The sequence below is a fragment of the Saccharothrix deserti genome, assembly GCF_009769385.1.
Classification (GTDB): Bacteria; Actinomycetota; Actinomycetes; order Mycobacteriales; family Pseudonocardiaceae; genus Actinosynnema; species Actinosynnema deserti.
Genome location: NZ_VKAB01000027.1, coordinates 70,795 through 84,650 on the forward strand (window position 1 = coordinate 70,795; position 13,856 = coordinate 84,650).

Annotated in this window: 13 protein-coding genes; 3 read left to right on the top strand and 10 right to left on the bottom strand. The window is 70.5% G+C overall.

Translation table 11 applies throughout. The annotated features are described in order from the left end of the window. Window positions 1-453, top strand: coding sequence for a MaoC family dehydratase (locus FM051_RS35555; RefSeq protein WP_158842691.1), 453 nt, complete (start codon window positions 1-3; stop codon window positions 451-453). Window positions 454-642: 189 nt separating this feature from the next. Here FM051_RS35555 and FM051_RS35560 read toward each other — a convergent pair whose 3' ends face one another. From FM051_RS35560 to FM051_RS35590, 7 genes are all read right to left on the bottom strand, one after another. Next, window positions 643-1,215: a DinB family protein gene (locus tag FM051_RS35560; RefSeq protein ID WP_158842692.1), complete on the bottom strand. Its 573-nt coding sequence runs from the start codon at window positions 1,213-1,215 to the stop codon at window positions 643-645. Beyond that, complete coding sequence (locus tag FM051_RS35565) at window positions 1,212-1,796, bottom strand: TetR/AcrR family transcriptional regulator (RefSeq protein ID WP_158842693.1); 585 nt, start codon at window positions 1,794-1,796, stop codon at window positions 1,212-1,214. Before FM051_RS35565 ends, FM051_RS35560 begins: the two co-directional genes overlap by 4 nt. Before the next feature lie 22 nt (window positions 1,797-1,818). Continuing rightward, window positions 1,819-2,577: a hypothetical protein gene (locus FM051_RS35570; RefSeq protein ID WP_158842694.1), complete on the bottom strand. Its 759-nt coding sequence runs from the start codon at window positions 2,575-2,577 to the stop codon at window positions 1,819-1,821. Further along, window positions 2,564-4,042, bottom strand: coding sequence for a vWA domain-containing protein (locus FM051_RS35575; RefSeq protein ID WP_202918768.1), 1,479 nt, complete (start codon window positions 4,040-4,042; stop codon window positions 2,564-2,566). The genes FM051_RS35570 and FM051_RS35575 overlap by 14 nt, the downstream gene beginning before the upstream one ends. Next, window positions 4,039-5,244, bottom strand: a complete 1,206-nt coding sequence (locus FM051_RS35580) for a hypothetical protein (RefSeq protein ID WP_158842695.1) — start codon at window positions 5,242-5,244, stop codon at window positions 4,039-4,041. Before FM051_RS35580 ends, FM051_RS35575 begins: the two co-directional genes overlap by 4 nt. 98 nt (window positions 5,245-5,342) lie before the next feature. Then, window positions 5,343-6,104 (bottom strand): SDR family NAD(P)-dependent oxidoreductase, encoded by a 762-nt coding sequence (locus FM051_RS35585; protein WP_158842696.1) that lies wholly within the window; start codon window positions 6,102-6,104, stop codon window positions 5,343-5,345. Between the two features lie 112 nt (window positions 6,105-6,216). Next, a complete protein-coding gene (locus tag FM051_RS35590) occupies window positions 6,217-7,362 on the bottom strand; it encodes an acyl-CoA dehydrogenase family protein (RefSeq protein WP_158842784.1) in 1,146 nt (381 codons plus the stop codon). An 87-nt stretch (window positions 7,363-7,449) separates the two neighbouring features. Here FM051_RS35590 and FM051_RS35595 point away from each other — a divergent pair, with 87 nt between their 5' ends. After that, window positions 7,450-8,073 (top strand): TetR/AcrR family transcriptional regulator, encoded by a 624-nt coding sequence (locus FM051_RS35595; protein ID WP_158842697.1) that lies wholly within the window; start codon window positions 7,450-7,452, stop codon window positions 8,071-8,073. On the opposite strand, the gene FM051_RS35600 is transcribed toward FM051_RS35595, so the two are convergent. The 3 genes from FM051_RS35600 to FM051_RS35610 all read right to left on the bottom strand — a co-directional run bounded on the left by FM051_RS35600 (window position 8,070) and on the right by FM051_RS35610 (window position 10,673). Further along, window positions 8,070-9,335, bottom strand: a complete 1,266-nt coding sequence (locus tag FM051_RS35600; protein ID WP_158842698.1) for a PIN-like domain-containing protein — start codon at window positions 9,333-9,335, stop codon at window positions 8,070-8,072. The two genes, FM051_RS35595 and FM051_RS35600, sit on opposite strands and share 4 nt — an antisense overlap. 84 nt (window positions 9,336-9,419) lie before the next feature. Next, a complete protein-coding gene (locus FM051_RS35605) occupies window positions 9,420-9,692 on the bottom strand; it encodes a GlsB/YeaQ/YmgE family stress response membrane protein (protein WP_158842699.1) in 273 nt (90 codons plus the stop codon). Between the two features lie 15 nt (window positions 9,693-9,707). Further along, window positions 9,708-10,673 carry a sporulation protein gene (locus FM051_RS35610; protein ID WP_158842700.1) on the bottom strand — a complete coding sequence of 322 codons (966 nt, stop codon included), beginning with the start codon at window positions 10,671-10,673 and terminating at the stop codon, window positions 9,708-9,710. 156 nt (window positions 10,674-10,829) lie between these two features. Between FM051_RS35610 and FM051_RS35615 the strand changes: the two genes are divergently transcribed. Next, window positions 10,830-13,799, top strand: a complete 2,970-nt coding sequence (locus tag FM051_RS35615) for an acetyl-CoA carboxylase family protein (RefSeq protein ID WP_238412275.1) — start codon at window positions 10,830-10,832, stop codon at window positions 13,797-13,799. The last annotated feature ends 57 nt before the right edge of the window (window positions 13,800-13,856 follow it).

Below are 13,856 nucleotides of genomic sequence, written 5' to 3' on the forward strand. Positions count from 1 at the left end.
ATGCGGGTATTCGCGAACCTCGACGAGTTGGCGGCGGCCAAGGGCGAGCACCTCGGTCACGGCGGGTGGCACGAGATCACGCAGGCCGAGATCAACCTGTTCGCCGACGCCACGGGCGACCACCAGTGGATCCACGTGGACCTGGAGAAGGCCGCACGCGGTCCGTTCGGCGCGCCGGTCGCGCACGGGTACCTGACGTTGTCGCTGATCCCGATGCTGGTGCGGGACATCTACACGGTGCAGGGCCTGTCCATGGGCGTGAACTACGGGCTGAACAAGGTGCGCTTCCCGAGCCCGGTCGTCGTCGGGTCGCGGGTGCGGGCCGGCGCGGAGTTGGCGGAGATCACCGACGTGCCGCAGGGCAAGCAGGCGGTGGTGAAGGTGACCGTGGAGATCGAGGGCAACCCGAAGCCCGGGTGCGTAGCGGAGACCGTCGTCCTGCTGGTCCCCTGACCCACCGGCCCACGGGGTCCACCGCCACCGGCTGCGCAGGGGTCCTCGCCAAGGGGACCCCTGCTTTCAGCCTGCCACAAGGGACCGACAAAGCCGGGCGAGGAAGCGCGGGCTGTGGACAAGTGCTGCAGGTGCTGGCTTTCGCCCGCTGCCCACCACGCCACTGGGTGCGGGCGTTGTGCGCGACGGTCAGGCGTTGGCCTCGCGGGCTACGCGTTCCAGGTTGGCCCGGTACTGCTCCCACCACGTGGCGTCGACCGGGGCGAGGTTGTCGGCGTCCGGGCGGAGGCCCGCTGTGCCGTCGATGAGTTCGCGGACGATGTCGGCGTGTCCGGCGTGGCGGTTGGTTTCCGCGATCATGTGGACCAGGACGACGTGGAGGGTGATCGCCTCACGCTCCTTCGGCCACCACGGCACCGTGCCGGGTGAGTCGAGGTCGAGCGCGTCGATCGTCTCGTCCGCGTGCGCGCAGGCCCGCTGGTAGAGGGCAACGATGTCCTCGCGCGACTCGTCGGCCGTGGCCCACATGTCGGCGTTCGGCTCCGCATCGTCGCTCATCCACGGCAACGGCTCGGCGAACGGTCGGCCGAACGTGTCGCCGAAGTACCCCACCTCGACCCCGGCCAGGTGCTTGACCAGGCCCAACAGGTTCGTGCCCGTCGGCGTCAACGGTCGCCGCACGTCGTATTCCGACAGGCCGTCCAGCTTCCACAGCAGCGCCTCACGCGCGGTCCGGAGGTAGCGGTGCAGGTGAGACTTCACGACGAGCCCTCCACGGGACGCAACGACGCCAGCAGCAGGTCGGCGAAGTGACGGCCCACCTGTTTCGCCGACAACGGCCCGTCGGCGCTGTACCACTGGCCGAGGTGGTGGACCGTGCCGAAGAAGTAGTGCACGGTCAGGTCCGCCGGCACGTCGGTCCGGAACACGCCCGCCGCCTGCCCTTCCTCCACGAGCGACCGGAACCGCTCGTGGTAGCGCCGCCGCTCCGCCCGCATCTCCCGCCGCTTGTCCTCGGCCAGGTGGTCGGCCGAACGGAAGTACACGCGCGCCTGGTCGAAGTTGTCCACCGACGTCACCACGACGTCGACCGCCGCCGCGTGCAGCCGCTCGGCCACCGGCGCCGACCCGGACGCGAAGTGCTCCAGCCGCTCCGTCTGCATCCGCAGCAGGCTGCCGTAGATCTCGTGCAGCAGGTCGTCCTTGGACCCGAAGTAGTGGTACATGGCGCCCTTGGTGACGCCCGCCAGGTCCACGATCTCCTGCACCGCGACCCGGTCGAAGCCCTTGGCGGCGAACAACCGCGTCGCGGCGTCGATCAACCGCTCCGGTACCGATGCCATGGGCCAAGCATGGCACGCCCGATCACTGGAACATGGCGATCGGCCGGATGACCAGGTGCCCTTCCTCCGCCTTCCACGCCTGCACCCGCCCCAGGCAGCGAGCGTTGAACGCGCCTTCGGGCACCAGCTCGTCACGCAGGCCGGCGCTGTTGCACGCGATTCTCATCTGCGGGCCCTCCTCCGGGTTGTCCTGGGCGCCGAACGCGGCCAGGAACACGGTCGTGCCGTCGCGCTCGGAGTCCATCCGGAACGTGCCCTTCACGGACACGTACGAATCGATCCACCGCAGCCTGGCCGAGATGGGCGGGCCGTCCAGGGAACGCAGGTGCTGCTCCAGCGCTGTGTTGCGGCGCAGGGTGAGCCGGCGCAGGTCCACGTGCACCACCCCGTCGGCGGACTCCAGCGCGGCCATCAGCACGCCGATCACCGCGATCGGCTCGTGCGTCTCCATGTAGGTCTTGATCACCTCGTGGCTGTGGGCCGCCCCGGCGGCCGCATCGAGGCCCGGCAGCGCGATCTTGCCGTCCTTGGTGTAGCCGACCCGCTGGATGACCTCCTTGGTGATGGCGTCACCGAACCGGCCCACCTGGTAGATGCCGATGACCGCCTTGTCATCGAGGTAGATGGGCACGCCCGGCACCTCGCCCGGGAGGTAGCGGCGCCTGACCCGCCACGCCCACACGGCCACCCCGACCGCCACGACCAGTGCCAGCGCGGTGGCGATCCACAAGACCGCCCACGGCCACCACACCGACCACCAGAGTTCCCTATCGACAGCCACGGATCTCCCTCAGCGCCTCCAACAGCGACCCCGCACCGGCGTCCACCACCCGCCCACCGGTCGCCCGTGCCACCCGGTCCAGTTCCACCGGGTCGGCCTCGCCGAACCGGATCGCGTACGTGCGCGCCGGCGGGTCCGGCCACGCGGCCAGGAACTCGTCCGCGCTCATCCCGGCGTTGTTCTCGCCGTCGGTCATCAGCACCACCGTGCCGTCACCGACGATCCGGTAGGCGTGGTCCAGCGCCGACCAGATCGCGGTGCCGTCGTCCGCCAGCCCGGCCGACGCCAGCGCACCGGCCAGCGCCTCCAGGTCCGCCACCCCTTGGACCACGACGCTGCGCTCCTCCATGACGGTCCCCGCGAACCGCACGAGCACGACCGTCTCCCCCACCCGGAACCGGTCGAACCCGCCCGCCCGGCTCAGCGTCGCGAACGCCTCCCGCAGCCCGGCGATCCGCCCGCCCGCCATGGACGTCGAGTGGTCCAGCACGAACACCACCCGCCCCGGCGCGCCGGCCCGGTCGTAGGCGGCGAGCAGGATGTCCACGACCTCCTGCGTGCCCGGGAAGTACAGCGCGGTGCCGATGGGCTCACGCAGCTTCTCCGTGCGCTCGACCTGCGGGTCCACCGGCCGGCGCCACGTGCGTTCCATGATCGCCCGCTGGGCGGACGGCGACCGCAGCCACTGCGCAACCCGGTCGTACGCGGCGCGCTTGTCGGGTTCGAGCAGCATCAACGGATAGTCGGAGAGCACGATCCCATCCCGCGGGTACACGACCTCCAACGGTTCGCGCAGCTGCCCGGACGCGTTCAGCGACAGCACCGTCGACTCGTACGCGACCACGGCGTCCACCTCGTCCTGCCGCTTCACGTACTCGTCCACGACCTCGGCCGCGCCGGCCGCGCCGAACACCCGTCCGGTGAGGAAGCCCTGGAGCTTGTCGCAGGTCACGTCCTCGGGACGCAGCGCGGCACCCGTCCCGGCGGCGGCCGTCGCCACCCCGATCAACGCCGCCATCCCGCTACCGGACACCCTCGGGTCCGCCATGCCGAACCGCAGCTCCCCCGCCGCCGCACGACCCGCGACATCCGCCCACGACGCCCCGTGCAACACCCCCGCCTTGCCCGCCTTCACGCCCAGCACCAGCGGCGACAGCATCGTGGTGGTGGACAGCGGCAGGTCCGCGTTCTTCAGCTGCAGGTACCGGTTCGTGGCCAACCACGCGAGGTCGTGGTCGACGCCCACCGCCAGCTCCTCGCCGGCCCGCACGGTGCCCCGGTAGTCGAGCTCCAGCTCCACCCCGGTGTCGCGGCGCAGGTCGGCCAGCACCGGCGCGAGGTCCGCCAGCTCCGAACTGGCCAGCACGGTCAACGTGGTCGACTCCGGCGTGCCGGACGTGCACCCGCCCAGCACCGCCACCGACAAAAGGACCGCCACCGACAAGAGGACCGCCGTCAGCCTCATATCGGCACCTGGATCTCAGGGCAGCGGCCGACCTCCCTGATCATCGCCTCCAGGTCCGGCGGCTTGGGCAGGAACCCTTCCGTGCTGCTCAGCACCGGCTCCGGCAGACCGCGCTCGTTGAGCAGACCGTTGAGCGCGGTCGAATCCTGGTTGTCCAGCCGGAACCCGAGTTCGAGGGCGCGGCGGCGCAGGCCGGGGTCGTTGCGGATCAGGTCGCCGACCCGCTCGCCCGCCGGGCTGAACGCGATAAGCCACGGCTCGGTGCGGTGGTTCGTGTCGGGGTAGAGCAGCACGCGTTCGTAGTCCGGCTTGCCGGTCCGCGCCACCGTGTCGAGCTGGTGCGCCAAGTACTGGTGCTCGTACATGACGCCGACCGGGGCGGCGGTGCGGCCGTCGGGGTGGAAGAACGCGGTGCCGATCGCCGAGGCGTGCAGGCCCTCGATCTCGAACACCGGTTTGATCCGCTCCGCCACGGCCAGGGCGGTCTGCTCTTTCGGGACGACGAAATTGTTCTCGGCGAACGCGACCAGGCCCAGCCAGGCCGAACCCGAGTAGGAGACGCACGGGCTCGGCGTCTGCGCGACGATCTGGTTGCGGTTGTCGACGGGCTTCTTCAACCCGTCCCAGGTCGCCGCCGACGATCTCCCGTCCGCAGGCAAAGACAGCTTGACGAACCGGCCCATGTCGAGGGTGTAGTAGAGGTTGTCTTCCCCGCTCTTCTGCGGTTCCGCGATTCCCTCGCTCTCCAGGGCTTCCGCGTACTCCCTGAACGCGCCCAGCACCAGCGGGCTGGAGAACGGGAAGTACACCCGGCCGCCGAACCGGTCCCGGATCAACTCGCCGGCGACCTGGCCGGAGGGCATCACGAAGTCGAACTCGCGGACCCGGTTCTGCCTGTCCCTGATGAGCTCCCGTGAACCACCCGAGTCGGTGACCCGCACCTCGATGCGGTTGGCCATCAGGATCCGGCGGACCTCGGTGTCCTGGAAGAACACCGACTTGGATGCCATCATCGCCCGCACGACGGTGATCTCCTGGAACGGCAGCGCGACCGTTCCCGAAACGAACAACGCGATGGCACCCGCCGACGCGACGCCCGCCGATATGCCGAACGGCAGCAGGAAGCGCTTGCGGCGGAAAATGGATCTGGGCGGCTCGGTGACGGTGAAGGTCGGTTCTTCGGCAGAGCTCTTCGCGACCACGCCACTCCCCCGTGCGGACGGCGATCTCCCCTGGTACCAGGCTAGATCGCCGTGCCGCCGGAGTGGGTTACAAGTCGGGGAATCACCCCCAGCGGGGATCAGCTCCCGATCGTCGCACCGCCGTCGACCACGAACGTCGCGCCGGTGGTGTAACCGCCTGCCGCCGAAGCGAGGAACACGACCGCCGCCGCCAGCTCCTCCGGATCGCCCACCCGGCCCATCGGCAGCCGCGAGATGTGCGATTCGAGGTAGCCCTCGGGGTACTGGTCGGTCATCTCGGAGGCGAAGTAGCCGGGCGCGAGCGCGTTGACCCGGATGCGCTTGCGGCCGGTCCACTGCTGCGCCAGGTCGCGGGTCAGACCGAGCAGACCGGCCTTCGACGCCGAGTACGCGGCCTGCGGCAGACCACCGGAGACGAGGCCGAGCACGCTGGACACGTTGATGATCGACCCGCCGTCGGTCATCACGGCCGCCGCCGCCTGCGCCATCCAGTACGCGCCGTTGAGGTTCACGTCCATGACGCCCAGGAACTGCTCGGGCGTCTCACGGGACGCGGGCACCGCCGACGCCACGCCCGCGTTGTTCACCAGCACGTGCACCGGGCCGAACTCGGCGGCGGCACGCGCGACCTCGCGGCAGTCGTCCGGCTGCGCCACGTCGGCCCGCACGATCAGCGCGCGCCGTCCGGCGTTCTCGACCAGTTGCGCGGTCTCCTTGAGCTTGTCGACCCGCCGGGCGGCGAGCACGACGTCCGCGCCGGCCTCGGCCAGGCCCTTGGCGAACGCCACGCCCAGGCCGGAGGACGCGCCGGTGACGATCGCGACCTGCCCGTCCAGCCGGAACTTGTCCAGGATTCCCATCAGATCCGCTCTCTGTGTGAATTGCCGCTGCTCCGCAGACGGCGGGCTCGGTCGCCTGGAAGTCGGTCACGAACGACCGACGCGACCTCGCGTGGTGGTTGTTCGGACACGATCACAGGCCCAGGTCGCGGCCGATGAGTTCCTTCATGATCTCGTTGGAACCGGCCCAGATCTTGGTCACCCGCGCGTCCATCCAGGCACGGGCCACGCGGTACTCGGTCATGTAGCCGTAGCCGCCGTGCAGCTGCACGCACGCGTCGATGACGTCGTTCTGCACGTCCGCGCTCCAGTACTTGGCCTTGGCCGCGTCCACGGCGCTCAGCTCGCGCCGGGTGTGCGCGTCGGTGCACTGGTCCAGGAACGCCTGCGTCACGTCGATCTTGGTGACCAGCTCGGCGAGGGTGAACTTGTTGTACTGGAACGAGCCGATGGCCTGCCCGAACGCCTTGCGCTCCTTCACGTAGGCGATCGTCTCGACCAGGACCTGCCTGGCGTGTGCCAGGTTGGAGATCGCGCCGCCGAGGCGTTCCTGCGGCAGGCGTTCCATCATGTAGATGAAGCCCTGGTCGACCTCGCCGATGACGTTCTCCGCCGGGATCCGGACGTCCTCGAAGAACAGCTCGGCGGTGTCGGACTCGGGCTGGCCGACCTTGTCCAGCTTGCGACCGCGCTCGAAGCCCTTCATGCCGGTCTCGACCGCGAACAGGGTGATGCCCCTGGCCTTCTTCTCCGGGCTGGTGCGCGCGGCGACCACGATCATGTCGGCGGAGAAGCCGTTGGTGATGAACGTCTTGGAGCCGTTGAGGATCCAGTCGTCGCCGTCCTTGACCGCGTTGCTCTTGAGCGCGGCCAGGTCGGAGCCGCCGGAGGGCTCGGTCATGCCGATGCCGGTCGTCATCTCGCCCGCGCAGAACCGGGGCAGCCAGCGCTGCTTCTGCTCCTCGGTGCACAGGTCGACCAGGTACGGGGCGACGACGTCGCTGTGGATGCCCAGGCAGGACGCCATGCCGGCGCTGGCCTTGGACACCTCCTCGCCGAGCACGGCGTTGAACCGGTAGTCGTTCGCGCCGCTGCCGCCGTACTCCTCGGGGACCTCCAGGCCGAGCAGACCCTGCTTGCCGGCCTCGAGCCACACGTCGCGGTCGATGTGGCGCTGCTCGACGAACTTCTCGTAGTTCGGCTTGAGGGTGCGGTCGACGAACGCCTGCGCGGACTCGCGGAACGCTTCGTGGTCGGGTTCGAACAGCGTGCGGCGCACTCTCACGTCCTCCATACTAAGCGGTTGCTTAGATCTAAGCGTGTGCTTAGCCTGCGGTATCGTTCGGGCTCGTGTCAAGGAGAGTGCATGACTTCGACCCAGGGTGAGTTCGCGCTCCTGGATGAGACATGGTCCTCGGTCACGCCGCCGGCGGCCAGGCGGATGCTGATCGCCGCCGCCGCCGCGTTCTCGGTGCGCGGTTACCACGCCACCACGACGCGTGACATCGCGGCGCAGGCCGGCATGTCGCCAGCCGCGGTGTACATCCACTACCGGTCCAAAGAGGAACTGCTGTTCCAGATCTCGCGGATCGGGCACGGGACGTCGTTGTCGGTGCTCACGGCCGTGTCGGAGGACGATCCGGCGGCCCGGCTGGCGGCTGCCGTGCGCGCTTTCGCGTCCTGGCACGCCGAGTTCCACACGACGGCGCGGGTCGTGCAGTACGAGTTGAGCGCGTTGACGCCGGAGCACCTGGCCGAGGTGGTGGAGCTGCGCCGGCGGATCGAGGCGGCGGTGCGCGGGATGGTCGAGGACGGCGTGGCGGCGGGCGTGTTCGACGTGCCCGACGTGCGCGGGGCGACTCTCGCGGTGCTGTCGCTGTGCATCGACGTGGCCCGGTGGTACCAGCCCTCCGGCCGTCGCACCCCCGCCGAGATCGGCGACCTCTACGCCGACCTGGTGCTGCGCATGGTCGGCACGGCGGGGCGTTAGGCGGGCTGCTCGACCCAACCCTGCTCGTGGGCGAGTTCGGTGCCCGCCCAACCGTCCCCGGTCTGCCAGACGGTCGCGACGCCGACGTTGTCCAGGCCGTTGAGCAGCCCGTCGCCGCGCCGACCCGGGAGCACGACCACGTCGTCGCTCCCCTCCTCCGCGTGCCGGCGCAGCACCCTGCGGATCCACTTCACGGCACCGGCCGGCGTCCCCAGCGGCGGGTTGACGACGAAGGCGCGGCACCGGTCACCCGCCTCGCCCGCCGACATGATCACGTAACCGTCCTTGTTCGCCGCGAGCACCGGCGTGAAGCCCCGCTTCCCGAAGACGTCGGTGAAGTCGACCGCGAGCATCTCCAGCGCCAGGGATTCGGGCTGGTTCCGGAGGGAGCGTTCGACGTCGTCGATGGACTCCCCCCGCACCGGGAGACCGAACTGCTCCTTCGCGTGCCGGAGGAAGGTGTCCGGCCGCATCATGAACAACCTGACCCCGGCCACCGCCCGCATCTCCTCGTAGAGCTCCGGCCGCGGCCCTTTGGGGTTGTCGTTCTTGTCCAGGCGCCACCAGTCCTCCTCGGTGTCACCGGTGACGAGGAGGACGTCCTGCTTGCGCCGGGTCGCTTCCACCAGCAGCTGCTTCCACACCAGGTAGTCGCCGAACGCCCGACTGGCGGCCTCGGTCACCGCCGCCCGGTGCTCGTCCGGCGGCAGCGGGGCGCCGACGCGGCCGTAGAGCAGGCCGTCGAGGTCGGCGACGACCTGGTCCTCCTCGGTGTCCACCACGGTGACGAAGTCCTGCCTGGTGACCTCGGTCAGGCGCGTGACCACGTGCGCGTGCGCGTCCCGGAGGCCATGCTCCAGCGACGTCAGCTCCTCGGGTGCGAGCGACACCCGGTTCGCCCAGGCCCGCAGGCCTTGCAACGCCTGGGATTCCGCCTTCCGCAGGGCGGCCGTCGCCTGCCCGGTCGCCCTCTCGACGTCACCGAGCGCCGCTTCGCGGTCGCGCCAGAACTCGGCGAGCACCTGGTGCGGCACCCACAGGCGGTCGCGGAGGCGTCTCAGTGCGTGGAGGAAGTCGGCGCGCGTGGCGGCGGTGCAGCGGTAGAAGTCGAGCAGGGTGGCGGTGTCGAGCACGACCATCCCGCGTGCGAACAGGTCGCGGTAGTGGTCCGGCCTCGTGGTGCGGTAGGCGCCGAAGCCGTCGAGGATGCCACGCGGGGCCTCGGAACCGCTCGGGTCGTCGATGGAGGGCTCGTTGGCCATACCTGTGATCCTTCCTCACTTTTCCCGCGGACGGCACAGGGCCTCCCGGAACGTTCCGGGAGGCCCTGTTGGTCCGGTCGGGGGCTAGCGGATGGATTTCTTGCCGTAGAACCCCGCGACGAGGCTGACGCCGACAGCGGCGATCACCACCTGCGCGATGATCTCGATCCAGTCGATGCCGGGCGTGTCCTCCACGCCGAGAGCCCGAGCCACGAACGTGCCCAGGAACGCCGCCACGATGCCGACCACGATGGTCAGCCAGATGGGAATGGCCTGCTTGCCCGGCGCCACGAGCTTGCCCAGCAAACCGATGATGAGGCCGACGATCAGAGCACTGATCACACCGCCGATGCCCACTGTGCCTCCTGAAGGTTAGTCGCCTTCGAAGAAGTCCCCGATCTCGTCGAGGGCCTCGCCCATCATCATCCCACCGAACACGCCGGCCGCAGCTCCAGCGACCACACCACCGGCGCCGATTCCCCCGCCGTGGTGACCGCCGTGGTGGCCGCCGTGACCGCCGTGACCGCCGTGGTGACCGCCGTGCATGCCGTAACCGCCGGAGGATCGCCTGCCCGCGGCCTGGTCCATCCACTGGTGCAGCAGCGCCGCCCAGTCCGTGCGGATCACCTCATCGTGCGACATGGCGAAGTGCCCGAACGAGTCACCGCCCTGCCGGAACAACCCGCCGCGGCGGTCCGCCTCCAGCACCACGTACAGCCGGTGCGGGTCCGCCACGAACGTCAGCTCCAACTGGCTGATCTTGCCCAGGAACTGCGCCGGCGGCAGGAACTCGATCTCCTGGTAGAACGGCAGCTGCTGCGGCACGCCGTGGATGCGCCCCGACTCGTTGTCGGCGCGCTGGAAGCGGAACCCGAGGGCGCCGAACGCGTTCAGCACGTGCTCCTGCGACCCGATCGGGTGCACGGCCACCGGGTCGAGGTCACCGGGGTCGACCGCGCCGCGCACCTCCAGCTCGGTGCGCAGCCCCATCGTCATCCCGTGCAGCGGCTGCCCGTGCACGACGGTCAGCGGCGTCTCCAGCGGCACCGGGAACTGGAAGGGCAGCACCAGGTTCTGCCCCGCCGCGACGGCGATCCGCTGGCCGACGACGATCCGCGCGAACTCGACGTTGCGGTTGTGCTCGTTGTCGCCGCTCTCCACCTCGACCCGGGTGACGAGGGACAGCTTGACCTGGTCGATGTCGACCGGGTGGTCGCCGCCCGCGATGCGGACCTCACCGGTCAGCAGCTCGCCCGGCCGGACGTTCGGGTTGGCCAGCACCGTGTCCACCGAGGGACCGCCGACTCCGAACGCGCGCAACATCCTCTTGAAAACCACGGTGGTGCCTCCTGGCCTGCTTCTGGGTCACGCCCTTGGGCGGATTGTCCCAAGGACGCCTCGGTAGGTGGATCGGTTCCCTCTGGACGAACGCTAAGCGCAGATGCCAGTATGCGACGGCGGTCACATACTAAGCGGTCGCTCAGGAGGTTGAAGGTGCCCACGCTGCTCGTCGCCAACCGAGGAGAGATCGCCGTCCGGGTGCTCCGCGCCGCCGCCGACCTCGGCTGGCGCACCGTCGCCCTGGTCACGGACTCCGACGACGCGCACGGCCGGTTCGCCGACCGCGCGGTCCGGCTCCGGGGCTCCTACCTGGACGTGGACGCCGTGCTCGCCGCCGCGGACGGGTGCGATCTGGTGCACCCCGGCTACGGGTTCCTGGCCGAGAACGCCGGGTTCGCCCGGCGCTGCGCCGATGCCGGGCTCACGTTCGTCGGACCGCCACCCGAGGTGCTCGAACTGCTCGGCGACAAGAGCCGGGCACGCGCCCTCGCGGCGGAGGTCGGCGTGCCGGTGCTCGCGGGCGCCGAGAACGGGTTCGAGGAGTTCTTCCGCGCGCACGGCGCGGTGGTGGTGAAGGCCGTCGCCGGTGGCGGCGGCAAGGGCGTGCGGGTGGTGCGGCGGCTCGCCGACCTCTCCGGCGCGGTCGAGCGGTGCCGGGCCGAGGCGCTGGCCGCGTTCGGCGACGACACCGTGTTCGTGGAGGAACTGCTCGAACCGGCCCGGCACGTCGAGGTGCAGCTGGTCGGCACGACGGTGCTGGGCGACCGCGACTGCTCGTTGCAGGTCAGGCACCAGAAGCTGGTCGAGGTCGCGCCCGCGCCGGACCTCTCCCCCGACCTGCGCGCCGCGCTGCACGAGGCGGCGGCGACGATCGCGCGCGCCGTCCGGTACACCGGGCTTGGCACGGTGGAGTTCCTGGTCGCGCCGGACGGCCGGTTCGCGTTCCTGGAGGCCAATCCCCGGCTCCAGGTCGAGCACACCGTCACCGAGCAGGTCACCGGGCTGGACCTGGTGCGCGCCCAACTGCTGCTGGCGACCGAGGTCGAGCCGGACCTGACGCACACGCCGCGCGGCAGCGCGCTGCAACTGCGCGTCAGCCTGACCTCGACGGGACGGCTGTCGGCGTTCGTGCCGCCGTCCGGACCGGGTGTCCGGGTCGACACGCACGCCTCGGTCGGCTACCGGGCGGGTCTCGGTTTCGACCCGTTGCTGGCGAAGGTCGTGGTGCACGCCGACGACCTGGACACCGCACTGCGCCGCGCCCGCCGCGCGCTGGACGAGTTCATTGTGGACGGTGCGAAGACGAACATCGGCTTCCTGCGCGGGCTCCTGGACCACCCGGATGTCCTGAAGGCACACACGGGACTGGTGGACTCACTGCCGCGCGAGGACACCGGAGCGCGCGCTCCCGTGCAGGGCACCGTCGTGGCGATCGAGTCCGGCGCGGTCGTCGTGGAAGCGATGAAGATGCAGCACGTCGTGCCGATCGGCGACGCGCGGGTGCTGGTCGAGGTCGGCGACACGGTGGCGGAAGGCGCGTTGCTGGCCGAAGGGGTGGACGTCGCGGTGGAGGAGAAGGCCGTCGCGGTCGACCTGGACGACGTGCGGCCGGATCTCGCGGAGACGTTGGCACGGCACGACTTCTCCCGTCCCGAGGCGGAGGCGAAGCGGCACGCGGCCGGGCGGCGCACGGTCCGGGAGAACATCAGCGACCTGTGCACCGACTTCGTGGAGTACGGCGGGCTGGCCATCGCCGCGCAACGCCGCCGGCGGTCGTTGGACGAACTGGTCGAGCGCACGCCCGCGGACGGGCTGGTCGCGGGCGTCGGCACGGTGAACGGCGGCCAGGTCGTCGCGATGTCCTACGACTACACGGTGCTCGCGGGCACCCAGGGTCTGCGCAACCACGCCAAGAAGGACCGGATGTTCGCGTTGGCCGAGCAGCGGCGGCTGCCCGTGGTGCTGTTCGCCGAGGGCGGCGGCGGTCGGCCGGGCGACACCGACCACGGCGGCGTCAGCGGGCTGGACTGCATGGCGTTCCACCTGTTTGCCAAGCTCTCCGGGCGGGTGCCGCTGGTGGGCATCGCGTCCGGCCGGTGCTTCGCCGGGAACGCCGTGCTGCTGGGCACGTGCGACGTCGTCATCGCGACCCGTGACGCGACCATCGGCATGGGCGGCCCGGCGATGGTCGAGGGCGGCGGGCTCGGCGTGTTCCGGCCCGAGGAGATCGGGCCGGTGGACGTACAGGTGCCCAACGGCGTGATCGACGTGCTCGTGTCCGACGAGGCCGAGGCCGTCGCGGTGGCCAAGAAGTACCTCTCGTACTTCCAGGGGCCTGCCAACAGGTGGTCGACCGACGGGTGGTCGACCGACGGCTGGGAGTGCGCCGACCAGCGGCTGCTGCGGCACCTCGTGCCGGAGAACCGGGTGCGCGCCTACGACGTGCGGACCGTGGTGGAGACGCTCGCCGACACCGGGTCGGTGCTGGAGCTGCGGCGGGAGTTCGGGCGCGGCATCGTCACCGCCCTGGTCCGGGTCGAGGGCCGGCCGCTGGGGCTGATCGCGAACGACCCCGGCCACCTCGGCGGGGCGATCGACGCCGACTCGGCGGACAAGGCGGCGCGGTTCCTCCGGCTGTGCGACGCGTTCGCCCTGCCGGTGCTGTCGCTGTGCGACACGCCGGGATTCATGGTCGGACCGGACGCCGAGCGCACCGCGACCGTGCGGCGCCTGACCGGGATGCTCGTGACCGCCGCGAACCTCGACGTGCCGTTCGGGTTCGTCGCGCTGCGCAAGGCGTACGGGTTGGGCGCGCAGGCGATGGCGGCGGGCAGCCTGAAGGTGCCGCTGTTCGCCGTGTCGTGGCCGAGCGGCGAGTTCGGCCCGATGGGCCTCGAAGGTGCGGTGCGGCTCGGGTACCGGCGCGAACTGGACGCCATCGACGACCCGGCGCAGCGCGAGGAGGCGTTCACGGCGATGGTGTCGGCCGCCTACGAACACGGCAAGGCCCTCAACGTGGCGTCCGCGTTCGAGATCGACGACGTGATCGACCCGGCGGACACCCGGCGCTGGATCACCACCCTCCTCACGACCAGGCCAGGGGAAAGCCGTCACGGTGAGTGACGAGTCGCGGGGTAATCGTGAACTGTCAAACGGGTGACGTGCGGAACGTTGGGGACG

Coding starts and splice junctions, on each gene's coding strand:
- FM051_RS35600 (WP_158842698.1), bottom strand. CDS start 9,335: ATGGCCAACGAGCCCTCCATCGACGACCCGAGCGGTTCCGAGGCCCCG.
- FM051_RS35595 (WP_158842697.1), top strand. CDS start 7,450: ATGACTTCGACCCAGGGTGAGTTCGCGCTCCTGGATGAGACATGGTCC.
- FM051_RS35565 (WP_158842693.1), bottom strand. CDS start 1,796: ATGGCATCGGTACCGGAGCGGTTGATCGACGCCGCGACGCGGTTGTTC.
- FM051_RS35575 (WP_202918768.1), bottom strand. CDS start 4,042: ATGAGGCTGACGGCGGTCCTCTTGTCGGTGGCGGTCCTTTTGTCGGTG.
- FM051_RS35585 (WP_158842696.1), bottom strand. CDS start 6,104: ATGGGAATCCTGGACAAGTTCCGGCTGGACGGGCAGGTCGCGATCGTC.
- FM051_RS35555 (WP_158842691.1), top strand. CDS start 1: ATGCGGGTATTCGCGAACCTCGACGAGTTGGCGGCGGCCAAGGGCGAG.